This window comes from Pseudomonas sp. B14(2017) (assembly GCF_002113255.1).
GTDB lineage: Bacteria > Pseudomonadota > Gammaproteobacteria > Pseudomonadales > Pseudomonadaceae > Aquipseudomonas > Aquipseudomonas putida_Z.
Genome location: NZ_NEJY01000005.1, coordinates 162,316 through 185,100 on the forward strand (window position 1 = coordinate 162,316; position 22,785 = coordinate 185,100).

The 22,785-nt window shown below is 61.8% G+C and carries 19 protein-coding genes; 11 read left to right on the plus strand and 8 right to left on the minus strand.

What is annotated here, in order from left to right; all coding sequences use genetic code 11:
* Positions 1-136: 136 nt before the first annotated feature.
* From dnaA to gyrB, 4 genes are read left to right on the plus strand one after another with little or no spacing between them, the layout of a single operon-like run.
* A complete protein-coding gene (gene dnaA / locus CAG34_RS06690) occupies positions 137-1,675 on the plus strand; it encodes a chromosomal replication initiator protein DnaA (RefSeq protein WP_025337171.1) in 1,539 nt (512 codons plus the stop codon).
* A gap of 40 nt (positions 1,676-1,715) precedes the next feature.
* Positions 1,716-2,819 carry a DNA polymerase III subunit beta gene (gene dnaN, locus CAG34_RS06695; RefSeq protein WP_003260019.1) on the plus strand — a complete coding sequence of 368 codons (1,104 nt, stop codon included), beginning with the start codon at positions 1,716-1,718 and terminating at the stop codon, positions 2,817-2,819.
* A 15-nt stretch (positions 2,820-2,834) separates the two neighbouring features.
* Positions 2,835-3,938 (plus strand): DNA replication/repair protein RecF, encoded by a 1,104-nt coding sequence (gene recF, locus CAG34_RS06700; protein ID WP_003260018.1) that lies wholly within the window; start codon positions 2,835-2,837, stop codon positions 3,936-3,938.
* 4 nt (positions 3,939-3,942) lie between these two features.
* On the plus strand, positions 3,943-6,363 hold the full coding sequence (gene gyrB / locus CAG34_RS06705; protein WP_013970249.1) for a DNA topoisomerase (ATP-hydrolyzing) subunit B: 2,421 nt from the start codon (positions 3,943-3,945) through the stop codon (positions 6,361-6,363).
* Positions 6,364-6,426: 63 nt separating this feature from the next.
* Here gyrB and CAG34_RS06710 read toward each other — a convergent pair whose 3' ends face one another.
* The gene (locus CAG34_RS06710; protein WP_085588877.1) at positions 6,427-6,834 is read right to left on the minus strand and encodes an RcnB family protein; all 408 of its coding nucleotides are present in this window, start codon (positions 6,832-6,834) and stop codon (positions 6,427-6,429) included.
* A gap of 241 nt (positions 6,835-7,075) precedes the next feature.
* Positions 7,076-8,368 carry a sigma-54-dependent Fis family transcriptional regulator gene (locus CAG34_RS06720; RefSeq protein ID WP_085588879.1) on the minus strand — a complete coding sequence of 431 codons (1,293 nt, stop codon included), beginning with the start codon at positions 8,366-8,368 and terminating at the stop codon, positions 7,076-7,078.
* 222 nt (positions 8,369-8,590) lie between these two features.
* Here CAG34_RS06720 and CAG34_RS06725 point away from each other — a divergent pair, with 222 nt between their 5' ends.
* Genes CAG34_RS06725 through CAG34_RS06735 form a run of 3 tightly spaced genes read left to right on the plus strand, consistent with a single transcriptional unit; the run spans position 8,591 to position 11,601 of the window.
* Entirely contained in the window at positions 8,591-9,475 is an 885-nt protein-coding gene (locus CAG34_RS06725; RefSeq protein WP_085588880.1) for an MBL fold metallo-hydrolase, read from the plus strand.
* Between the two features lie 39 nt (positions 9,476-9,514).
* Positions 9,515-10,786: an FAD/NAD(P)-binding oxidoreductase gene (locus tag CAG34_RS06730; protein ID WP_085588881.1), complete on the plus strand. Its 1,272-nt coding sequence runs from the start codon at positions 9,515-9,517 to the stop codon at positions 10,784-10,786.
* Positions 10,783-11,601, plus strand: coding sequence for a sulfite exporter TauE/SafE family protein (locus CAG34_RS06735; protein WP_085588882.1), 819 nt, complete (start codon positions 10,783-10,785; stop codon positions 11,599-11,601). Before CAG34_RS06730 ends, CAG34_RS06735 begins: the two co-directional genes overlap by 4 nt.
* Here CAG34_RS06735 and CAG34_RS06740 read toward each other — a convergent pair.
* Positions 11,590-12,477 (minus strand): LysR family transcriptional regulator, encoded by an 888-nt coding sequence (locus CAG34_RS06740; protein WP_013970255.1) that lies wholly within the window; start codon positions 12,475-12,477, stop codon positions 11,590-11,592. The two genes, CAG34_RS06735 and CAG34_RS06740, sit on opposite strands and share 12 nt — an antisense overlap.
* A 221-nt stretch (positions 12,478-12,698) precedes the next feature.
* Here CAG34_RS06740 and CAG34_RS06745 point away from each other — a divergent pair, with 221 nt between their 5' ends.
* The gene (locus CAG34_RS06745; RefSeq protein WP_085588883.1) at positions 12,699-14,345 is read left to right on the plus strand and encodes a GMC family oxidoreductase; all 1,647 of its coding nucleotides are present in this window, start codon (positions 12,699-12,701) and stop codon (positions 14,343-14,345) included.
* Positions 14,346-14,443: 98 nt separating this feature from the next.
* On the plus strand, positions 14,444-16,063 hold the full coding sequence (locus CAG34_RS06750) for an MFS transporter (RefSeq protein WP_085588884.1): 1,620 nt from the start codon (positions 14,444-14,446) through the stop codon (positions 16,061-16,063).
* 323 nt (positions 16,064-16,386) lie between these two features.
* Here CAG34_RS06750 and CAG34_RS06755 read toward each other — a convergent pair whose 3' ends face one another.
* The 4 genes from CAG34_RS06755 to glyQ are packed head-to-tail and all read right to left on the minus strand — an operon-like array spanning position 16,387 to position 20,745.
* A complete protein-coding gene (locus CAG34_RS06755) occupies positions 16,387-17,172 on the minus strand; it encodes a 1-acyl-sn-glycerol-3-phosphate acyltransferase (protein ID WP_025337179.1) in 786 nt (261 codons plus the stop codon).
* Positions 17,173-17,218: 46 nt separating this feature from the next.
* Positions 17,219-17,746, minus strand: a complete 528-nt coding sequence (gmhB, locus tag CAG34_RS06760) for a D-glycero-beta-D-manno-heptose 1,7-bisphosphate 7-phosphatase (RefSeq protein ID WP_025337180.1) — start codon at positions 17,744-17,746, stop codon at positions 17,219-17,221.
* 3 nt (positions 17,747-17,749) lie between these two features.
* Positions 17,750-19,801, minus strand: a complete 2,052-nt coding sequence (gene glyS / locus CAG34_RS06765) for a glycine--tRNA ligase subunit beta (protein WP_085588885.1) — start codon at positions 19,799-19,801, stop codon at positions 17,750-17,752.
* Positions 19,798-20,745, minus strand: coding sequence for a glycine--tRNA ligase subunit alpha (glyQ, locus tag CAG34_RS06770; protein WP_025337182.1), 948 nt, complete (start codon positions 20,743-20,745; stop codon positions 19,798-19,800). Before glyQ ends, glyS begins: the two co-directional genes overlap by 4 nt.
* 83 nt (positions 20,746-20,828) lie before the next feature.
* Between glyQ and CAG34_RS06775 the strand changes: the two genes are divergently transcribed.
* Positions 20,829-21,380 carry a DNA-3-methyladenine glycosylase I gene (locus tag CAG34_RS06775; protein WP_003260004.1) on the plus strand — a complete coding sequence of 184 codons (552 nt, stop codon included), beginning with the start codon at positions 20,829-20,831 and terminating at the stop codon, positions 21,378-21,380.
* Positions 21,381-21,421: 41 nt separating this feature from the next.
* A complete protein-coding gene (locus CAG34_RS06780; RefSeq protein ID WP_085588886.1) occupies positions 21,422-22,309 on the plus strand; it encodes a lysophospholipid acyltransferase in 888 nt (295 codons plus the stop codon).
* Between the two features lie 152 nt (positions 22,310-22,461).
* Here CAG34_RS06780 and CAG34_RS06790 read toward each other — a convergent pair whose 3' ends face one another.
* Positions 22,462-22,776 (minus strand): tetratricopeptide repeat protein, encoded by a 315-nt coding sequence (locus CAG34_RS06790; protein WP_085588888.1) that lies wholly within the window; start codon positions 22,774-22,776, stop codon positions 22,462-22,464.
* Between the last annotated feature and the right edge of the window lie 9 nt (positions 22,777-22,785).

Sequence of the window (22,785 nt, forward strand, 5' to 3'; positions counted from 1 at the left end):
GAAGAAGCCGTTTTGGTCGATAAATGGCTGTTTTGTCATGGTTCCTAACGTGTCCACATGTGGATAACTGAACGCTCGACCGGTACAATGGCGGTTTGTTTTTGCCTCATCCGGCTTTCAAACTCAGGGGATATCCGTGTCAGTGGAACTTTGGCAGCAGTGCGTGGAGCTTCTGCGCGATGAACTGCCTGCCCAGCAATTCAACACCTGGATCCGTCCGCTACAGGTCGAAGCCGAAGGCGACGAGTTGCGCGTCTATGCGCCTAACCGTTTCGTTCTCGATTGGGTCAATGAAAAGTACCTGGGTCGTTTGCTCGAGCTGTTGGGCGAAAACGGCAGCGGCATTGCGCCTGCCCTTTCCTTGTTGATCGGCAGCCGTCGCAGCTCTGCGCCACGTGCCGCACCCAACGCGCCAGTAAGTGCTGCGGTGGCCGCCTCGCTGGCCCAGACCCAGGCCCAGAGCCAGACACAGAAGGCAGTGCCGGCAGCGGTCGAACCCGTCGCCGTGGCGGCGGCCGAGCCTGTGCTGGTCGATGAGCTGGCCGAGCCATCCTCGCGTGATAGCTTCGATGCCATGGCCGAGCCGGCTTCTGCGTCGGCTGGCAGTGCCCGGACCGAACAGCGCACTGTGCAGGTTGAAGGTGCGCTCAAACACACCAGTTACTTGAACCGCACCTTCACGTTCGACACCTTCGTCGAAGGTAAGTCGAACCAGTTGGCGCGCGCGGCTGCCTGGCAGGTGGCAGACAACCCCAAGCATGGTTACAACCCGCTCTTCCTTTATGGTGGTGTGGGCCTGGGTAAAACCCACCTCATGCATGCTGTGGGTAACCACCTGCTGAAGAAAAACCCGAACGCCAAGGTCGTGTACCTGCATTCGGAGCGCTTCGTCGCGGACATGGTCAAGGCGCTGCAGCTCAACGCTATCAACGAATTCAAGCGTTTCTACCGCTCGGTGGATGCGTTGCTGATCGACGATATCCAGTTCTTTGCCCGTAAAGAGCGCTCGCAGGAAGAGTTTTTCCACACCTTCAACGCCCTGCTCGAGGGTGGTCAGCAGGTAATCCTTACCTCTGACCGCTACCCCAAGGAGATCGAAGGCCTGGAAGAGCGTCTGAAGTCGCGCTTTGGTTGGGGCCTGACGGTTGCCGTCGAGCCACCAGAGCTGGAAACCCGCGTGGCGATCCTGATGAAGAAGGCCGACCAGGCCAAGGTCGAACTACCGCATGACGCGGCCTTCTTCATTGCCCAGCGCATCCGTTCCAACGTCCGTGAACTGGAAGGCGCATTGAAGCGGGTTATCGCTCACTCGCACTTCATGGGCCGCGACATCACCATCGAACTGATTCGTGAGTCGCTCAAGGACCTGCTGGCGCTCCAGGACAAGCTGGTCAGTGTGGATAACATTCAGCGTACCGTCGCCGAGTACTACAAGATCAAGATCTCCGATCTGTTGTCCAAGCGTCGTTCGCGTTCCGTGGCGCGTCCACGCCAGGTGGCCATGGCCCTGTCCAAGGAACTGACCAACCACAGTCTGCCGGAAATCGGCGACATGTTCGGTGGTCGCGACCATACGACCGTGCTGCACGCCTGCCGCAAGATCAACGAACTGAAGGAATCCGACGCGGACATCCGCGAGGACTACAAGAACCTGCTGCGGACGCTGACGACCTGATGGCCGTCTGCGCAGCTAATTGAAGGCAAGGGACTAGACCATGCATTTCACCATTCAACGCGAAGCCCTGTTGAAACCCCTGCAACTGGTCGCCGGTGTCGTCGAGCGCCGCCAGACCTTGCCGGTCCTGTCCAACGTATTGCTGGTCGTGCAAGGCCAGCAACTGTCGTTGACTGGTACCGACCTGGAAGTCGAACTGGTAGGCCGCGTGCAACTGGAAGAGCCGGCCGAGCCTGGCGAAATCACTGTCCCGGCACGCAAGCTGATGGACATTTGCAAAAGCCTGCCGAACGACGCCCTGATCGATATCAAGGTCGACGAGCAGAAACTGTTGGTCAAGGCCGGCCGCAGCCGCTTTACCCTGTCGACCCTGCCAGCCAATGACTTCCCGACCGTGGAAGAAGGCCCGGGCTCGCTGACCTGCAACCTGGAACAGAGCAAGCTGCGCCGCCTTATCGAGCGCACCAGTTTCGCCATGGCCCAGCAGGATGTGCGCTACTACCTCAACGGTATGCTGCTGGAGGTTTCCCGCAACACCCTGCGAGCTGTGTCCACTGACGGTCACCGCCTGGCGCTGTGCTCCATGAGCGCACCGATCGAGCAGGATGATCGCCACCAGGTCATCGTGCCACGCAAAGGTATCCTCGAACTGGCACGCCTGCTGACCGATCCGGAAGGCATGGTCAGCATCGTCCTGGGCCAGCACCACATTCGCGCCACCACTGGTGAATTCACCTTCACTTCCAAACTGGTGGACGGCAAGTTCCCGGACTACGAGCGCGTACTGCCCAAGGGCGGTGACAAGCTGGTGGTCGGCGACCGTCAGGCGCTGCGTGAAGCCTTCAGCCGTACTGCGATTCTTTCCAACGAAAAGTACCGCGGTATCCGCCTGCAACTGGCTGCTGGCCAACTGAAAATCCAGGCCAACAACCCCGAGCAGGAAGAAGCTGAGGAAGAAATCAGCGTGGACTACGAAGGTAGTTCGCTGGAAATCGGCTTCAACGTCAGCTACCTGCTGGACGTGCTGGGCGTAATGACTACCGAGCAAGTTCGTCTGATCCTGTCCGATTCCAACAGCAGTGCCCTGCTGCAGGAAGCTGGCAATGACGATTCTTCCTACGTTGTCATGCCGATGCGTCTTTAACCCGTAGCAGGCGAAATGTCTCTTCGACGTATCATGGTCACCGCGGTGCGCAACTTGCACCCGGTGACACTCTCACCGTCCCCCCGCATCAACATCCTTTACGGCGCCAACGGCAGCGGCAAAACCAGCGTGCTTGAGGCCGTGCACCTGCTTGGGTTGGCTCGCTCGTTCCGCAGCACCCGCCTGAACCCGGTTATCCAGTACGAACAACCGGCCTGTACCGTGTTCGGCGAAGTGCAATTGGCCGAGGGTGGCAGCAGTAACCTGGGTGTATCCCGGGAGCGGCAGGGGGAGTTCACTATTCGCATCGATGGGCAGAATGCGCGGAGTGCGGCGCAACTGGCTGAATTGCTACCGCTTCAGCTCATCAATCCGGACAGTTTCCGCTTGTTGGAAGGCGCTCCGAAAATACGCCGCCAGTTCCTGGATTGGGGGGTGTTCCACGTGGAACCTCGTTTTCTGCCAGCCTGGCAACGGCTGCAGAAGGCACTGCGGCAGCGGAACTCATGGTTGCGGCATGGTACACTTGACCCAGCTTCGCAAGCCGCCTGGGACCGGGAATTGTGCCTGGCCAGTGCGGAAATAGATGAATACCGTCGCAACTACATCAAGGCCTTGAAGCCCGTCTTCGAGCGAACCCTGAGCGAACTGGTCGAGCTGGACGGGTTGACCCTTAGCTACTACCGAGGCTGGGACAAGGACCGGGAACTGCAAGAAGTACTCGCTTCCTCTCTCCTTCGCGATCAGCAGATGGGCCACACCCAGGCCGGTCCGCAGCGTGCTGATCTGCGTCTTCGTCTGGCTGCCAACAATGCAGCCGACATCCTGTCGCGTGGTCAGCAAAAGCTGGTGGTGTGCGCATTGCGCATTGCCCAAGGCCACCTCGTTAGTCAGGCTCGCCGCGGTCACTGTATTTATCTCGTGGATGACTTGCCGTCCGAACTGGACGACCAGCATCGCCGCGCGCTGTGTCGCTTGCTTGAAGAATTACGCTGCCAGGTGTTCATCACCTGTGTAGATCACGAATTACTGAGGGAAGGCTGGCAGACGGAAACGCCAGTTGCTTTGTTCCACGTGGAACAAGGCCGTATCACCCAGACCCACGACCATCGGGAGTGAATGCATGAGCGAAAATCAAACGTACGACTCCTCCAGCATCAAGGTGCTGAAAGGTTTGGATGCCGTGCGCAAGCGCCCCGGCATGTACATTGGCGACACCGATGATGGTAGCGGCCTGCACCACATGGTCTTCGAGGTGGTCGACAACTCGATCGACGAAGCCCTCGCCGGTCACTGCGATGACATCACCGTCATCATCCACCCGGACGAATCCATCAGTGTGCGCGACAACGGTCGCGGCATTCCGGTCGACGTGCATAAAGAAGAAGGCGTTTCCGCAGCTGAGGTCATCATGACCGTGCTGCACGCTGGCGGTAAGTTCGACGACAACTCCTACAAGGTATCCGGCGGTCTGCACGGCGTAGGTGTTTCTGTAGTGAACGCCCTGTCCGAGAAACTGGTACTGACCGTTCGCCGTAGCGGCAAAATCTGGGAACAGACCTACGTTCACGGTGTTCCACAGGCGCCGATGGCGGTTGTCGGTGACAGCGAAACCACCGGTACCCACATCCACTTCAAGCCTTCGGCTGAAACCTTCAAGAACATTCACTTCAGCTGGGACATCCTGGCCAAGCGTATCCGCGAGCTGTCGTTCCTCAACTCGGGCGTTGGCATCCTGCTGAAGGATGAACGTAGCGGTAAGGAAGAGTTTTTCAAGTACGAAGGCGGCCTGCGTGCGTTCGTTGAATACCTGAACACCAACAAGACCCCGGTCAACTCCCAGGTATTCCACTTCAACGTCCAGCGTGACGATGGCGTGGGTGTTGAAGTCGCCCTGCAGTGGAACGACAGCTTCAACGAAAACCTGTTGTGCTTTACCAACAACATTCCGCAGCGTGATGGCGGTACTCACCTGGTGGGCTTCCGTTCCTCGCTGACCCGTAGCCTGAACAGCTACATCGAACAGGAAGGCCTGGCCAAGAAGAACAAGGTGGCGACCACTGGCGACGACGCCCGTGAAGGCCTGACTGCGATCATCTCGGTTAAGGTGCCGGACCCTAAGTTCAGCTCGCAGACCAAGGACAAGCTGGTCTCCTCGGAGGTGAAAACCGCCGTGGAACAGGAGATGAACAAGTACTTCGCCGACTTCCTGTTGGAAAACCCGAACGAGGCCAAGGCCGTCGTTGGCAAGATGATCGATGCTGCCCGTGCCCGTGAAGCGGCACGTAAAGCCCGTGAAATGACTCGCCGTAAAGGCGCGCTGGATATTGCCGGCCTGCCAGGCAAACTGGCGGACTGCCAGGAAAAGGACCCTGCCCTTTCCGAACTGTACCTGGTGGAGGGTGACTCCGCGGGTGGCTCGGCGAAGCAAGGCCGCAACCGTCGTACCCAGGCAATCCTGCCGTTGAAGGGTAAAATCCTCAACGTCGAGAAAGCGCGCTTCGACAAGATGATCTCGTCCCAGGAAGTGGGCACGCTGATCACTGCATTGGGCTGCGGTATCGGCCGCGAAGAGTACAACATCGACAAGCTGCGTTATCACAACATCATCATCATGACCGATGCTGACGTTGACGGTTCGCACATCCGTACCCTGCTGCTGACCTTCTTCTTCCGTCAGCTGCCGGAGCTGGTCGAGCGCGGCTACATCTACATTGCCCAGCCACCGCTGTACAAGGTGAAGAAAGGCAAGCAGGAGCAGTACATCAAGGACGACGAGGCCATGGAAGAGTACATGACCCAGTCGGCCTTGGAAGATGCCAGCCTGCACCTGGACGAGTCGGCACCAGCGGTTTCCGGTGTACAGCTGGAAGCATTGGTGAATGAATTCCGTAGTGTCATGAAGACACTCAAGCGTCTGTCTCGCTTGTACCCGGAAGAGCTGACCGAGCACTTCATCTACCTGCCGGAGGTCAGCCTGGAACAGCTGGGTGACCACGCTGTGATGCAAGCCTGGCTGGCCCAGTTCCAGGAACGTCTGAACAACAGCCAGAAGTCCGGCCTGGTTTACAAAGCCAGCCTGCGCGAAGACAAAGAGCGCAACGTATGGTTGCCAGAAGTGGAAGTTACCTCCCACGGCCTGGCCAGCTACGTCACCTTCAACCGTGACTTCTTTGGCAGTAATGACTACCGTACCGTAGTCAACATTGGTGCCAAGCTGTCCAGCTTGTTGGGCGAAGGTGCTTACGTGCAGCGCGGTGAGCGCCGCAAGGCAATTGTCGAGTTCAAGGAAGGCCTGGATTGGCTGATGAACGAAACCACCAAGCGCCACACCATCCAGCGATACAAAGGGCTGGGCGAGATGAACCCTGAGCAGCTGTGGGAAACCACCATGGACCCGACCGTCCGCCGTATGCTCAAGGTCACCATCGAGGATGCGATCGCTGCCGACCAGATCTTCAACACCCTGATGGGTGATGCGGTCGAGCCGCGTCGTGACTTCATCGAAAGCAACGCGCTGTCGGTATCGAACCTGGACTTCTGATCCGGTGTAGATCGCCAGGCACTAAAAAGCCCGCGGAAGCGGGCTTTTTAGTGCCTGTAGAAATCAGTAACCGCTGAGGACGTTGACGATCACACCACTGGCAATAGCCACCAGCACATAGTCCCCGTTCACATACAACCAACGGTGATCACGCGGTGGCGCATACAGGTGGCGTGCTTTCCAGTCGGTCACCCAGTAACGGTCGCCACGGTAATGTGGGTCAACCACATGGCCACGCTGCCACTGCTGATGCGGAACCGGCATGCCCTGTTGTGGGCGGAAGTTCGGGTCGCGGTAGGCGGGACCGTGGCCATTGTCATGTCGGCCTTGGTACTGTGGCTGACCATGCGGTGGGTTGCCCTGGTGCGATGGGCCGCCATCATGCCGGTCAGGTGGGCCTGGCTGCGCGAAACTGGCCAAGGGGGCGCTGAGCATGAGCGCGGCGCAGATCACGGTCAGGGTTTTCTTCATTTTGCGGTCCTCTGCATGTTGACGCCTGGCGAGAGCTGACTGGCTGCCAGGTTCGGTTAACTGATCAGACCACAATCATTCCCGCTTAATGTCAGGACAGAGGTAAAGGTCCGGTAAAGGTCTGAGGAGGCGCGGTGGATGGCACCGGCTTTGCCGGTGTTCGCGGGTGAACCCGCTCCCACAGGATGTGTGTTGCCCTCGGGGATACGCGGGCCCTTGTAGACCGCGTTAACCGAACGCGTCAATTCAGGCCAAGCTCCTTCAACCGGCGATACAGCGTGCGCTCGCTCAGGCCAAGGTGACGGGCCAGTTCACTGCGCGAGCCCTTGAACTGTTCCAGTGCCTGCGCCAGCTCACCCAGGTGATTGCGCCGGCCACCTGCCGTGATCGCCCCCGCCGGGCCGATATCCTCCGGCAAATGCTCGGGCCGGATCAGCCCGTCATCGGCAAACAAGCGCGCCCTTTCCAGAATGTTGCGCAGCTCGCGAATGTTGCCCGGGAATGGATGCAGCCCAAGCTGCTGCAAGGCATCGTCGCTCAGCCTGGGCGTCGGCTTGCCTGCCATGCGCTGCAGCAGGCTCTGGGCGAGCAAGGGCAGGTCTTCCACCCGTTCGCGCAACGCCGGCAGACGGATCGGGAAGCCGCTGATGCGGTAGTACAGGTCTTCGCGGAAGGTGCCGTCCGCGACCATTTGCCTGAGCGGTTTATGGGTTGCCGACACCAGGCGGAAATCCGAATGCACCGTGCGCAGGCTACCCACCGGGCGGAAGCTGCCGGACTCGATCAGGCGCAGCAGCTTCACCTGCATCGCCAGCGGTACCTCGCCAATTTCATCGAGGAACAGGGTGCCGCCATGCGCCGCTTCAGCCAGGCCGATCTTGCGCTGGTTGGCGCCGGTGAACGCGCCCTTCTCGTAGCCGAACAACTCGCTCTCGAACAACGACTCGGTCAGGCCGGTACAGTCGACCACCACCAACGGGCCGTTGGCCCTGGGGCTGCCCATGTGCACCGCACGGGCGAACAGTTCCTTGCCGGTACCTGACTCACCCTGCAGCAACACCGGGATCTGCGCCGGCGCCGCGCGTTGCAGGCTGGCCAGGGCCGCCTTGAACGCTGGCGCGCGGCCGACCAGGCCTTGTTCCTGAGGCTGCGCCGACGCGAGGGTGATGCTGGTCAGGCGTTCGACAAAGGCCACCACCCTGCCCTGTTCATCCAGGATCGGCCGCAGCTCGACATCCACATGCTCGGGGCCGCGTGGCGTGTGATGAATGTGCAACACCCGCTCCGGAACCTTGCTTTGCCACGCCTTGCGCATCGGGCAATGCTCGCCGGCCTGGTCGCAAGGCACGGCATAGTGGTGCGAGACCTTGTGGCATTTCTCACCCAGCGGCGCCTGCTCGTGGCGACCGAACTGGCGGCGATAGGCGGCGTTGGCCGCCAGGATGTTGTAGTCGGTATCCAGCACGATGGTTGGCAGGGCATCGTGCTCAAGATAGGAAACCAAAGCTAGGATGAGGGGATGGGCTTCAGGCATGACGGCACCGATTGGATGACCGGCGCAGGGTAACAAGGACTGCCAAACACTGCCATTGGCTGACAGTCGACTGCCACCTGCGCTGCCACTGTCGTCGGCAATTGTCAGCAACGGGCCGGTTTTATTGGCCCAAGCGTAGGAAAATGCCTGGCATGCATCTTGATAAACCTCCTGGCACTGCCTACGCCTGTACAAGGCTGGGCGGATAAATTGGAGAATGCGATGATCATCGGCAACAACCTGCACGTGGACGCCTTTTACGACAAGGCGACCTCGACCATCAGCTACCTGCTCATGGACTGCGAAACGCGCAAGTGTGCGTTGATCGACAGTGTCCTGGACTATGACCCCAAGTCGGGGCGTACCTGCACTGCTTCTGCGGACCAGTTGATTGACCGGGTGAAGGAGCTGCGAGCTGACGTGCAGTGGGTGCTGGAAACCCATGTGCATGCCGACCACCTTTCGGCAGCGGCCTATTTGAAGGAAAAGCTCGGCGGCCATACCGCCATCGGCGCGCACATCACCCAGGTACAGAAAGTGTTCGGTGCCCTGTTCAACGCCGAGCCTGGCTTCGCCCGCGATGGCAGCCAGTTCGATGTGCTGTTCGAGGACGAGGAAGGTTTCCGCATTGGCAACCTGCATGCCCGCGCGTTGCACACCCCGGGGCACACGCCTGCGTGCATGAGCTTCATGATCGAGGACGCCGGCGAGACTGCGGTGTTCGTCGGCGACACCTTGTTCATGCCCGACTACGGTACCGCCCGTTGCGACTTCCCTGGGGCCGATGCCCGCACCCTGTACCGCTCGATCCGTCGCCTGCTGGCCTTCCCCGACCAGACCCGGCTGTTCATGTGCCACGACTACCTGCCAGGTGGCCGTGACATGCAGTACGTCACCACCGTGGCCGAGCAGCGCGCCAACAATATTCATATCCACCAGGGCATCGATGAGGACAGCTTCGTCGCCATGCGTGAAGCCCGCGACAAGACCCTCGACATGCCCGTGCTGATCCTGCCTTCGGTGCAGGTGAACATGCGCAGCGGCCAGTTCCCCGCGCCGGAAGATAACGGTGTGAGCTACCTGAAGATTCCGCTGAACAAGCTATGACTGCCCTGCCCCATAACCAGATTTACAGGATTTACCGCCATGCCTGCCTTGTTGTCCCCTGCCAATACCGACCACCACAAAGTGGTCATCGTCGGTGCCGGCGCTGCCGGAATCGCCACCGCTTCCAGCCTGATCAGCCGTGACCCGTCGCTGGATGTGACCTTGATCGACCCCGCCGAAGTGCATTACTACCAGCCCGGCTGGACCATGGTCGGTGCCGGTGTGTTCAAGGCGCCAAGCACTGCCCGCACCATGGCCTCGACCATTCCGCGCGGCGTGCGCTGGATAAAGGCACGTGTGCAGGGGTTCGACCCGCTGGGCCAACTGGTCCTCCTCGAAGGCGGCCGCGCCATCAGTTATGAACAGTTGGTGGTCTGCCCCGGCCTCAAGCTGGATTGGGCGGCCATTGATGGCCTCAGCGAGACCTTGGGCCGCAACGGCGTCACCTCCAACTACCGCTACGACCTGGCGCCCTACACCTGGGAACTGGTACAGAAGCTCAAGCAAGGCCGAGCCCTGTTTTGCCAGCCGCCCATGCCGATCAAATGCGCAGGCGCGCCGCAGAAGGCGTTGTACCTGTCTTGCGACCACTGGCTGCGGCACGGTCACCTGGGGGCTGTGAAAGCCAGTTTCTTCAATGCCGGCGCAGTCTTGTTCGGAGTGGCGGACTACGTGCCCGCACTGATGAAGTACATCGACAAGTACGCCGTGGACCTCAATTTTTCCCACCGCCTGGTCGCCGTGGACGGCCCGAACAAGCGCGCCACCTTCGTGCGCACCTTGGTCGATGGCAGCAGCGAAACCCGTATCGAGGCCTTCGACATGCTGCACGTGGTACCGCCGCAGGTGGCACCGGACTTCATTCGTGAAAGCCCGTTGGCCGACAGTGCCGGTTGGGTCGATGTCGACCCGCACACCCTGCGCCATCGCCACTTCACCAACGTCCATGCCCTTGGGGACGTGACCAACACCAGCAATGCCAAGACCGCCGCCGCTGCACGCAAGCAGGCCCCGGTCGTGGCCAACAACGTGTTGGTGGCCCTGGGCAGGTTGCCTACCCTGGCCCAGTACGATGGTTATGGCTCGTGCCCGCTCACCGTCGAGCGCGGCAAGATCGTCCTTGCCGAGTTCACCTATGGCGGCAAGCTGGCTCCAAGCTTCCCCAACTGGTTGCTGGATGGCCGCAAGCCGACACGTCTGGCCTGGTTGCTCAAGGCGCAGGTGCTGCCACCCTTGTACTGGAAAGGCATGCTCAAGGGCCGCGAGTGGCTGGCACGGCCACAGCCGTTGGTAACCGAGGGCCGGCGGTGATCGAACATCAAATACTGGGAGCGGGCCTGGGCGCGATCATCGGTGCCGTGCTGGCGTTGACCGGTGCCGGCGGTGGCATTCTCGCAGTGCCTTTGCTGGTGTTCGGCCTGGGGCTGTCGATGGTCGAGGCGGCACCGGTCGGCCTGCTGGCCGTAGGCATGGCGGCGGCGGTGGGTGCTGTGCTGGGCTTGCGTCAGGGCCTGGTGCGCTACCGGGCGGCGCTGTTCATCGCATTGATCGGTGTGGCAGCGGCGCCGTTCGGGCTGATGCTGGCGCACCGCTTGCCGAACACGCCACTGCAGTTGGTGTTCGCCGGGGTGCTGGTTTATGCCTGCCTGCGCATCTGGCGCAAGGCGGCCAAGGAACTGCGCGGCGAAGCCAATGATGCCCATCGCTACATCGAACCCTGCGTGCTGAACCCGCTGCACGGCCGTTTGCGCTGGACCCTGCCCTGCGCGCGCGCCTTGGCCTTCACCGGTGCATTGTCAGGGCTGCTATCCGGCCTGCTCGGCGTGGGCGGTGGCTTTGTCATCATCCCGGCCCTTAACCGCTACACCAACCTGCGCATGGCCAGCATCGTCTCCACCTCGCTGGCGGTGATCGCGCTGGTGTCCACCGGCAGTGTGGTCAGCGCCAGCCTGGCAGGGGTCATGCACTGGCAGGTTGGCGCCCCGTTCGCCGTCGGTGCGGTGCTCGGCCTGCTGCTGGCGCGGCCATTGGCGGCCAGGCTGGCCGGGCCGCGCTTGCAGCAGATGTTTGCCGTGGCCGGTTGGGCTGCGGCCCTACTGCTGGCCGGCAAGGCGCTACTGGGCTAGCAGCTCGCTCTGTTCTGCCGCGCACAGCGCCAGCAGGTAGTCCCAAACTACCCGCAGGCGCACCGACTTGTGCAGTTCGCGGCGGGTACAGATCCAGTAGCTGCGCTGGATGGTTTCGCCAGGCAGCACGCGCACTAGTGTCGGGTCGTGGCGGGCCATGTAGTTGGGCAGTACGGCGATGCCCAACCCGGCGCGGGCGGCGGTTTGCTGGGCGATCACGCTGGTGCTGCGAAACACCACGTTGGGGGCCCGGCAGAAGCTGTTGAGAAACAGCAGTTCCTGGCTGAACAGCAAGTCGTCGACGTAGCCGATCCAGCTGTGCCGGGCCAGGTCCTCGCGGTTGCGCAGCGGGGGCGCGCGATCCAGGTAGTCCTGGCTGGCGTACAGGGCCAGGCGATAGTCGGTGAGCTTGCGGGTGATCAGCAGGTCGGCGTTGGGCCGTTCCAGGTGGATGCTGATCTCCGCCTCGCGGTTGAGGATGCTGACGAAGCGCGGCACCGCCACCAACTCCACTTCCAGGCCGGGGTAGCGGTCGAACAGCGCATTCATGCGCGGGGTGAAGAACATGATGCCGATGCCTTCGGTCACCCCCAGGCGAATCTTGCCCAGCGGCGTGATGGCCTGAGTGATTTCTTCCTGCGCCAGCAGGGCGACGTTTTCCATGGCTTCGGCGTGCTTGAGCAGGGCCTGGCCCGAGGGGGTCAGTTCATAGCCCTGGGCATGCTGCACGAACAGCGCAGTACCCAGGCTTTGCTCGATGCTCTCGATGTGCCGGGCCACGGTGCTGTGGGTGGTGTTGAGGCGCTTGGCGGCGGTAAGCAGGCGGCCGCTGCGCTGCAACTCGAGGAAAAACCGCAGATCGTTCCAGTCGAACATGCTGATCCTTTTTGGCAGTTCGTTCCGGTCTCTTCGCGGGCACGCCCGCTCCCACAGGGATCGCGTTACCTTGTGGGAGCGGGCGTGCCCGCGAAGAGGCCAGTACAGACTTACCACTGTGCTAAAACGCACAGCGGCTGCGCGAAATCTCGTGTTTCCTCCACGAAATTACTCACTAAGATGGATCGGGACAAGAATAATAATCAGGCCCGAGGTTGCACATGCCATCAGCCGATTCTGTCTTCGACTACGTGGTCGTAGGGGCCGGTCCCGCCGGTTGCCTGTTGGCCAATCGTTTGTCCGCCGACCCTTCCTGCCGAGTGCTGCTGCTGGAAGCGGGTGGGCGCGACAACTATCCCTGGATCCATATCCCCGTCGGTTACCTCTATTGCATCGGCAACCCGCGCACCGATTGGTGCTTCAAGACCGAGGCGCAGCCCGGCCTGGGCGGTCGTGCGCTGGGTTATCCACGCGGCAAGGTGCTGGGTGGCTGCTCCTCGATCAACGGCATGATCTACATGCGCGGCCAGGCCGCCGACTACGACCGTTGGGCAGAGCAAGGCAACGACGGCTGGGGCTGGAAGGACGTACTGCCGCTGTTCAAGGCCAGCGAAAGCCACTTTGCCGGCGCCAGCGAGCACCACGGTGGTGATGGCGAATGGCGGGTCGAGCGCCAGCGCTATAGCTGGCCGATCCTCGATGCCTTCCGTGATGCCGCCGAGCAAAGCGGCATCGGCAAGGTCGATGACTTCAATACCGGCGACAACCAGGGCTGTGGATATTTCCAGGTCAACCAGCGCAGCGGTGTGCGCTGGAACGCTTCCAAGGCTTTCCTGCGGCCGATCAAGGATCGCCCCAACCTCACCGTGCTGACCGGCGTTCAGGTTGACCAGGTGCTGCTCAACAACACCCGTGCACGGGCGGTGAAGGCGTTCTGGCAGGGTGCCTGGCACGAGTTTGTGGCACGTCGCGAGATCATCCTCTGTGCGGGCGCTGTGGGCTCTCCCGGTATCCTGCAGCGCTCCGGCATCGGCCCGCGGCAGTTACTGGAAAACCTGGGCATTGGCGTGCGTCACGACATGCCCGGTGTTGGCGGCAACCTGCAGGATCACCTGCAACTGCGCCTGATCTACCAGATCCGCAATACCCGTACCCTGAACCAGATGGCCAACAGCCTGTGGGGCAAGATGGGCATGGGCCTGCGCTACCTCTATGACCGCAGTGGCCCGCTGGCCATGGCGCCGAGCCAACTGGGCGCGTTCGTGCGTTCGAGCCCGGAGCAGGCCACTGCCAACCTGCAGTACCACGTGCAGCCGCTGTCACTTGAACGCTTCGGCGAGCCACTGCACAGGTTCCCGGCCTTTACCGCCTCGGTGTGCAACCTGCGCCCGGCCAGCCGCGGGCGTATCGATATCCGCAGCAGCGACATGAACAGCACACCGCTGATCGACCCCAACTACCTCAGCGACCCCCAGGACCTGCGCGTCGCCGCCGATTCCATTCGCCTTACCCGGCGGATCGTCCAGGCCCCTGCCCTCGCTGCGTTCGACCCAAAGGAATACCTGCCGGGCCCAGCCCTGCAAACCGAACAAGAGCTGTTCGAAGCCGCCGGCAAGATCGGCACCACCATCTTCCACCCGGTAGGCACCTGCCGCATGGGCAATGGCGAACTGGACGTTGTGGATAACCAGTTGCGCGTACACGGCATCCCTGGCCTGCGCGTGGCGGACGCCTCGATCATGCCGCAGATCACCTCCGGCAATACCTGTTCACCCACCCTGATGATCGCCGAGAAGGCGGCGCAACTGATCCTCAAAGGAGCTGCCACCCAGACCTATCTGAACGAAGACGCGATACCGACGCCCTGACCCCGGGTGCGTGCAGTACCGGCAGCTGGTGGTCAGAAGCTGCCGACAGTGGAACAACAAGAATAATCACTGTGGCCTGCGGGCCGAGGACAGCAACGATGTCGGATTACATCCAAGAGCAGGGTGCGGCGGCCAGCAGCTCCAGCCGTCGTGAAGAACGCAAGATCATTTTCGCGTCATCCCTCGGGACAGTTTTCGAGTGGTATGACTTTTTTCTCTATGGTGCGCTGGCAGCGGTCATCAGCAAGCAGTTCTTCGCTGGCGTGAACGACACCACCGCCTTCATCTTCGCCCTCATGGCCTTTGCCGCCGGCTTCCTGGTGCGGCCATTCGGTGCGCTTGTGTTCGGCCGGCTAGGCGACATGATCGGGCGCAAGTACACCTTCCTGGTCACCATCGTGCTGATGGGCCTGTCCACCTTCGCTGTGGGGTTGTTGCCCACCTACGCCAGCATCGGCATCGCGGCACCGATCATCCTGGTGGTCCTGCGCATGCTGCAGGGGCTGGCGCTGGGTGGTGAATACGGCGGTGCGGCCACCTATGTGGCCGAGCATGCGCCGCCCGGCAAGCGCGGTTTCCACACGGGTTTCATCCAGTCCACCGCCACCCTTGGCCTGTTGTTGTCGCTGGTGGTGGTGCTGGGCAGCCGCTATATCAGTGGCGACCAGTTCGAAACCTGGGGTTGGCGCCTGCCGTTCCTGTTGTCGATCGTGCTGCTGGCGATTTCCACCTGGATCCGCATGAGCATGCACGAGTCGCCGGCCTTCGTGAAAATGAAGGCCCAGGGCAAGGTCAGCAAGTCGCCGATCCGTGAGTCGTTCACCTCCTGGCCGAACCTTAAAGTGGTGCTCACCGCCCTGTTCAGCATCAACGCCGGGCAGGCCGTGACCTTCTACACGGCGCAGTTCTACGTGCTGTTCTTCATGACCCAGATGCTGAAGATGGACCCGGCCCAGGCCAACACCCTGCTGATCATCAGCGTGGTCATTGGTGCGCCGTTCTTCGTGTTGTTCGGCTGGTTGTCCGACCGTATTGGCCGCAAGCCGATCCTGATGCTCGGCCTGCTCCTGGCCACGGTGCTGTACTTCCCGCTGTTCAAGGCGCTGAGCCATTACGCCAACCCACAGATCGACGCGGCCAGCCGCCAGGCGCCGATCGTTGTCACTGCCGACCCGCAAGGCTGCACCTTCCAGTTCGACCCGGTGGGCAAGGCGCGATTCGACAGCCCGTGCGACAAGGTCAAGACCTTCCTGGTCAAGCAAGGCCTACCGTACAGCTCTGTGGATGTGGTCGGCAGCGATGTGGTGGTTAACATCGGTGACAAGACTATCAACGGCTTTGACGAAGCAGCCATGCGTGCTGCGGTGGAACAGGCCGGCTACCCGGCCAAGGCCGACCCTGGGCAGGTCAACCAGGTGATGGTGGTGGTGCTGATCGTGGCGATGATCCTGATCGCGACCATGACCTATGGCCCGCTGGCGGCGGTGATGGTCGAGCTGTTCCCGACCCGCATCCGCTACACCTCGATGTCGCTGCCCTACCACATTGGCAACGGCTGGTTCGGTGGCTTCCTGCCAACGGTGTCGTTCGCGCTGGTGGTGTATACCGGGGATATCTTCTACGGGCTGTGGTACCCGGTGCTGGTGACCGGGGTCAGCCTGGTGGTGGGGATCTTCTGCCTGAAGGAAACCAAGGACGTGGATATCGACAAGATCTGACGGTTGGCACGGGCTTCTTGTAGGAGCGGCCTTGTGTCGCGAAAGGGCCGCAAAGCGGCCCCGGGGCATCAGCAGTGATGCGCAAATTGCTGGGGCTGCCTTGCAGCCCTATCGCGACACAAGGCCGCTCCTACACCGATCACCCACACCCGCATGAGCCCATAAAAAAACCGGCTGTAAAAGCCGGTTTTCTTATGCCCCAAAAAAACTTATGCACGATTTTCAGAAAAATGTCATACACAGAAATAAACAGCTAATTCAAACACTTAGCTATCACTTCAGGCTTTTAATCCAAAAACAGTTCACAAGTTATCCACAGATGGTCAGGCCATCTGTTCCTGGGGTTTTTCCTCTGCTGGCGGCAGCGAACCCATGGCCCGCTGGGTCGCTTCGTTCCACGCCGCAGCGCGGTCGTTGAGCTCGGCGATGGCCCGTGGCCCGGTGCCGTTGGCGTACATCGGTTCGCCAATCACCACCTCGATGGTGCCAGCGCGCTTGCCCCAACCGGTCTTCGGCCAGAACTTGCCGGCGTTATGGGCAATCGGCAGCACCGGCAGCCCGGCATTCACTGCCAGCGCGGTACCGCCACGGGAGAACTTGCCCATGGTGCCGAATGGCACGCGGGTGCCTTCCGGGAAGATCAGCACCCAGGTCTTCTGCTTGAGCAGCTCGTCACCCTTGCTGGCTACCTGGCGCAGGGCTTCCTTGGGGTTATCGCGGTTGATCGCGATCGGCCGCAGCATGGCCATGGCCCAACCGAAGAACGGCACGTACAGCAACTCGCGCTTGAGCACCTGGCTCAGTGGCGAGAAATACTGGGAAAGGAAGAAGGTTTCCCAGGTGCTCTGGTGGTTGGACAGGATCACGCAAGGCTCATCAGGCACGTTCTCGGCGCCAGTGATCTTGTAGTCGATACCCAGGATGGTGCGCACCAGGAACAACGCGCAACGGCACCAGTACACGTTGATGAACTTGTAGCGCTTGGGGAACGACAGGAACGGCGCGACGAAGAAGCTCAGCGAGCACCACAGCAGCGAACTGGTGCCCAGCAGCAGGTAAAAAAGAAAGATTCTGATCGCCTGCAGGATCGACATAGTGGCTTGTACCATTGCGGGGCATGCCCGCCTGAGAAAAATGCGCCCGAAGGCGCACTGTTTAAATTAGTTCTCTGGCGATAGCTGCCAGATCGTCGAAAATCAGTGTAGTTTCCGGGACGCCTTTTTCCAGGGTCCGCTCGCCCTTGCCGGTTTTCACCAGCACGGGTTGTGCACCGACGGCCAGGGCGGCCTCCAGGTCACCTTTGCTGTCGCCAACGAACCAGACGCCTTCCAGGCCGACCTGATAATGCTCGGCGATCGCCCGCAGCATGCCAGGCTTGGGCTTGCGGCAATCGCAGCCTTCGTCCGGCCCGTGCGGGCAATACACGATGTGACCCACCTCGCCGCCCTGCTCGGCCACCAGCGCGCGCAGGCGCGCGTGCATGGCCTCGAGGGTTGCCAGCGCATAGTAGCCACGGGCAATGCCGGACTGGTTGGTGGCCACGGCCACCGTCCAGCCCGCCTTGCTCAACTGCGCGATCGCTTCGACCGAGCCAGGGATCGGCACCCACTCGTCCAGCGTCTTGATGTAGGCGTCGGAGTCGTAGTTGATTACTCCGTCACGGTCGAGAATCAGCAGTTTCAAGGCTTACCCCAGCAGCGAAATGTCGGCCACGCCCAGGAACAGGCCGCGCAGGCGGCTGAGCAGGGCATAACGGTTGGCGCGTACCTTGGCATCCTCGGCGTTGACCATCACCGCCTCGAAGAAGGCGTCGACCGGGTCACGCAGGGCCGCCAGGCGGGCCAGCGATTCGCTGTACTGGCGTGCAGCAGCCATCGGTTGCACGGCCTGGTCGGCCTGCTGGATGGCCGAGTACAGGGAGAACTCGTTGGCGTTGTCGAAGTACTTCGGCTCGACGTGATCGGCGATGGCGCCTTCGGCCTTGCTCAGCAGGTTCGACACGCGCTTGTTCACCGCGGCCAGAGCTTCGGCTTCCGGCAGCTTGCGGAAGGCTTGTACAGCCTGCACGCGCTGGTCGAAGTCCAGGGCAGAACCTGGCTGCAGGGCACGTACCGACAGGTAGGTGGCCACGTCGATGCCTTCGTCTTCGTAACGCGCACGCAGGCGGTCGAAGATGAACTCCAGCACCTGTTCGGCCAGGCCGGCGGCCTTGACCTTGGTGCCGAACTGCTTGACCGCGAACTCGACCGCACCGGTCAGGTCCAGGTCCAGCTGCTTCTCGATCAGGATACGCAGCACGCCCAGGGCGGCACGGCGCAGGGCGTACGGGTCCTTGCTGCCGGTAGGCAGCATGCCGATGCCGAAAATGCCGACCAGGGTGTCGAGCTTGTCGGCGATGGCCACGGCAGCACCGGTGAGGGTCTGCGGCAGCTCGGCGCCGGCACCGCGCGGCATGTACTGCTCGTTCAGGGCCAGGGCCACGTCTTCCGGCTCACCGTCGTTGAGCGCGTAGTAGTAACCGGCAACACCCTGCATCTCAGGGAATTCGCCGACCATCTCGGTGGCCAGGTCGCACTTCGACAGCAGGCCGGCACGGCCGGCGCGCTGGGCGTCGCCGCCGATCAGCGGGGCGATGAAGGCGGCCAGCCTGGAAACGCGCTCGGCCTTGTCGTACACGGTACCCAACTGAGCCTGGAACACCACGTTCTTCAGGCGCTCGTTGAAGGTTTCCAGCGGCTGCTTCTTGTCCTGCTTGAAGAAGAACTCGGCGTCGGTCAGGCGTGGGCGCACGACCTTCTCGTTGCCTTGCACGATCTGCTTCGGGTCGCGGCTCTCGACGTTGGCCACGGTGATGAAGCGCGGCAGCAGCTTGCCTTCGCTGTCCAGCAGGCAGAAGTACTTCTGGTTGTCCTGCATGGTGGTGATCAGGGCTTCCTGTGGCACTTCGAGGAAACGCTCCTCGAACGAGCACACCAGCGGCACTGGCCACTCGACCAGGGCGGTCACTTCGTCCAGCAGTGCCGGCGGCACGATGGCGCTGCCTTCCTGCTGCATGGCCAGTTCGGCGGTACGCTTGCTGATCAGCTCGCGGCGCTCGGCGAAGTCGGCCAGCACGTAGGCTTTGCGCAGGTCCTCGACGTAGTTGGCCGGGGTGGTGATGACCACGTTTTCCGGGTGGTGGAAGCGATGGCCACGGGATTCACGGCCGGCCTTCTGCGACAGGATGGTGCAGTCGACCACCTGGTCGCCCAGCAGCATCACCAGCCATTGGGTCGGGCGCACGAACTCTTCACGGCTGGCCGCCCAGCGCATGCGCTTGGGGATCGGCAGGTCGTTGAGCGAATCTTCGACGATGGTCGGCAGCAGGCCAGCGGTGGCCTTGCCCGGGATGTGCTGGGAGAAACGCAGCTTGGCGCCGGTCTGGTCGATTTCCGACAGATCCACACCGCATTTCTTGGCAAAGCCCAAGGCAGCCTGGGTCGGCTCGCCGTCTTTGAAAGCAGCCTGCAGGGGCGGGCCGTCGATATTGATGCTGCGGTCAGGCTGCTGCACGTCCAGCTGGCGGATCAGCACGGCCAGGCGACGCGGCGCGGCGTAAACCTGCTTGCCGGTGTAGTTCAGGCCAGCGGCCTGCAGGCCTTTCTCGATACCAGCCAGGAAGGCTTCGCCGAGGCTGGCGAGGGCCTTCGGTGGCAGCTCTTCGGTGCCCAGTTCTACCAGGAAATCTTGAGCACTCATTGTGCAGCCTCCAGCTTAGCCAACACTTCGTCACGCAGTTCAGGGGTGGCCATCGGGAAGCCCAGGCGTGCGCGGGCTTGCAGATAGCTTTGCGCCACGTCCCGGGCCAGGGTACGTACACGCAGGATGTAGCGCTGGCGCTCGGTTACCGAGATGGCGCGGCGGGCGTCCAGCAGGTTGAAGGTGTGCGAGGCCTTCAGCACCATTTCATAGGTCGGCAGCGGCAGGTCCAGCTTGATCAGGCGGTTGGCTTCGCTTTCGTAGAAGTCGAACAGCTCGAACAGCTTCTCGACGTTGGCGTGCTCGAAGTTGTAGGTCGACTGTTCCACCTCGTTCTGGTGGAACACATCGCCGTAGGTGACCTTGCCGAACGGGCCGTCGGCCCACACCAGGTCGTACACCGAGTCGACGCCCTGGATGTACATGGCCAGGCGCTCCAGGCCGTAGGTGATTTCACCGGTGACCGGGTAGCACTCGATACCGCCTACCTGCTGGAAGTAGGTGAACTGGGTGACTTCCATGCCGTTGAGCCAGATTTCCCAGCCCAGGCCCCAGGCGCCGAGGGTCGGCGATTCCCAGTTGTCTTCGACGAAGCGAATGTCGTGGACCAGCGGGTCCAGGCCGATGGCTTTCAGCGAGCCGAGGTACAGCTCCTGGAAGTTGGCCGGGTTGGGCTTCAGTACCACCTGGAACTGGTAGTAGTGCTGCAGGCGGTTGGGGTTTTCGCCATACCGCCCGTCGGCAGGGCGACGGCTAGGCTGCACATAGGCGGCGTTCCAGGTTTCTGGACCCACGGCGCGCAGGAATGTAGCGGTGTGGAAAGTGCCGGCGCCTACTTCCATATCGTAGGGCTGAAGCACCACACAACCTTGCTCGGCCCAGTAGTTCTGCAGGGCGAGGATCAGGTCTTGGAAGGTACGCACGGCTGGCGTAGGCTGGCTCACGAAATTCACCTGTATCTGGGGATGCGGATGTAAAGAGCGGGAGTATAACCTGATTCGCCTCGCCCTCTACTCATTGGAGCCTTATGCCACGCTGCTTTTGGTGTACCGACGATCCGTTGTACCAGGCCTACCATGACCAGGAATGGGGAACGCCCCAGCGTGACCCGGCGTTGCTGTTCGAGATGCTTTTGCTCGAAGGGTTCCAGGCGGGGCTTTCGTGGATCACTGTATTGCGTAAACGCGAGCGTTATCGCGAGGTGATGCACGGCTTCGATCCGGTGAAACTCGCCGTCATGAGCGACGAACGCATCGAGGAGCTGATGCAGGATGCCGGCATCATCCGCAACCGCCTCAAGCTCAAGGCTGCCAGGCGCAATGCCCAGGCCTGGCTGGCTGTGGACAACCCCGCCGACTGGCTCTGGTCATTCGTTGGTGGTGCGCCGAAGATCAACCACTTCACGGGCCGCAGCGAGGTGCCAGCGGTTACCGATGAAGCCAAGGCGATGAGCAAAGCCCTGCAGAAAGCCGGCTTCACGTTTGTTGGCCCGACCATCTGCTATGCCTTCATGCAGGCCACCGGCATGGTCATGGACCACACCACCGATTGCGATCGCTACGCCGCCTTGTTGCGCTGAGGGGTTACAATGCGCGCCTTGCTGAAATAAGGAATTCGCCTGTGGAAAAGTTCAAGGGCGCCCTGATGGTCGGGGTGCTGCGTCTGTTTGCCAAGCTGCCCTGGGGCGCTGTGCAGCGCGTCGGCGCCGGTATCGGCTGGCTGATGTGGAAGGTCCCCAACGGCTCGCGCAATGTCGTGCGCATCAACCTGGCCAAGTGCTTCCCGGAGATGGACCCGGCCGAGCGCGAGCAGCTTGTTGGCCGCGCGTTGAAGGATATCGGTAAATCCTTCGTCGAAAGTGCCTGTGCCTGGATCTGGCCGCCGCAGCGCTCGCTGGAGCTGGTCAAGGAAGTGCACGGCCTGGAAGTGCTGGAGCAGGCCCTGGCCTCAGGCAAGGGCGTGGTCGGCATCACCAGCCACCTGGGCAACTGGGAAGTGCTGAACCACTTCTACTGCAACCAGTGCAAACCGATCATCTTCTACCGCCCGCCGAAGCTGAAGGCGGTGGATGACCTGCTGCGCGAGCAGCGGGTGCAGATGGGCAACCGCGTGGCGCCTTCGACCAAGGAAGGCATCCTCAGCGTGATCAAGGAGGTGCGCCGTGGTGGCCAGGTGGGTATTCCTGCCGACCCGGAGCCGGCAGAGTCGGCGGGGGTGTTCGTGCCGTTCCTGGGTACCCAGGCGCTGACCAGCAAGTTCGTGCCGAACATGCTGGCCGGGGGCAAGGCGGTGGGGGTGTTCCTGCATGCCCTGCGGCTGCCGGATGGCTCGGGCTTCAAGGTGTTCCTGGAGGCGGCGCCGGAAGAGATGTACAGCACCGACGTGACCGTGTCGGCAGCGGCGATGAGCAAGGTAGTCGAGCGCTATGTGCGCGAGTACCCGAGCCAGTACATGTGGAGCATGAAACGCTTCAAGAAGCGCCCGGCTGGCGAGCCGCGCTGGTATTGAGATTTCAACTGTCCCTGTAGCAGGCTGAATACAACTCTGCCTGTTTTAGCAGGGACCCTGTGGGAGCGGGCGTGCCCGCGAACACCGGCGCAGCCGGTGCCAGTCACCGCGTTGAATTCTTCGCGGGCACGCCCGCTCCCACAGGGGCCGCGTTAACCTGATATTTTGTTGAGCTTCTTGAGAAAAACGGTCATTTCTTTTTCGGCTTGCTTGTCGCCATGGGCCTGCGCCGCCACGATCCCCTCCTCCCAGGCCTTGCGCGCCGCCGCCAGGTCACCCTGCTGCTGATGCGCCTTGCCCAGCAGCTTCCACGCCGCCGAGTACTTCGGGTCCTGTTCCACGCACCGTGCCAGATGCACCGCCGCTTCAGCACCATTGCCTTCGTCCAGCCAGGCCTTGCCCAGGCCGAACCTCAACAACGGGTTATCCACACCCTTGGCCAGCATCTTCTCCAGCGATTCGCGCATGCCCTGTGC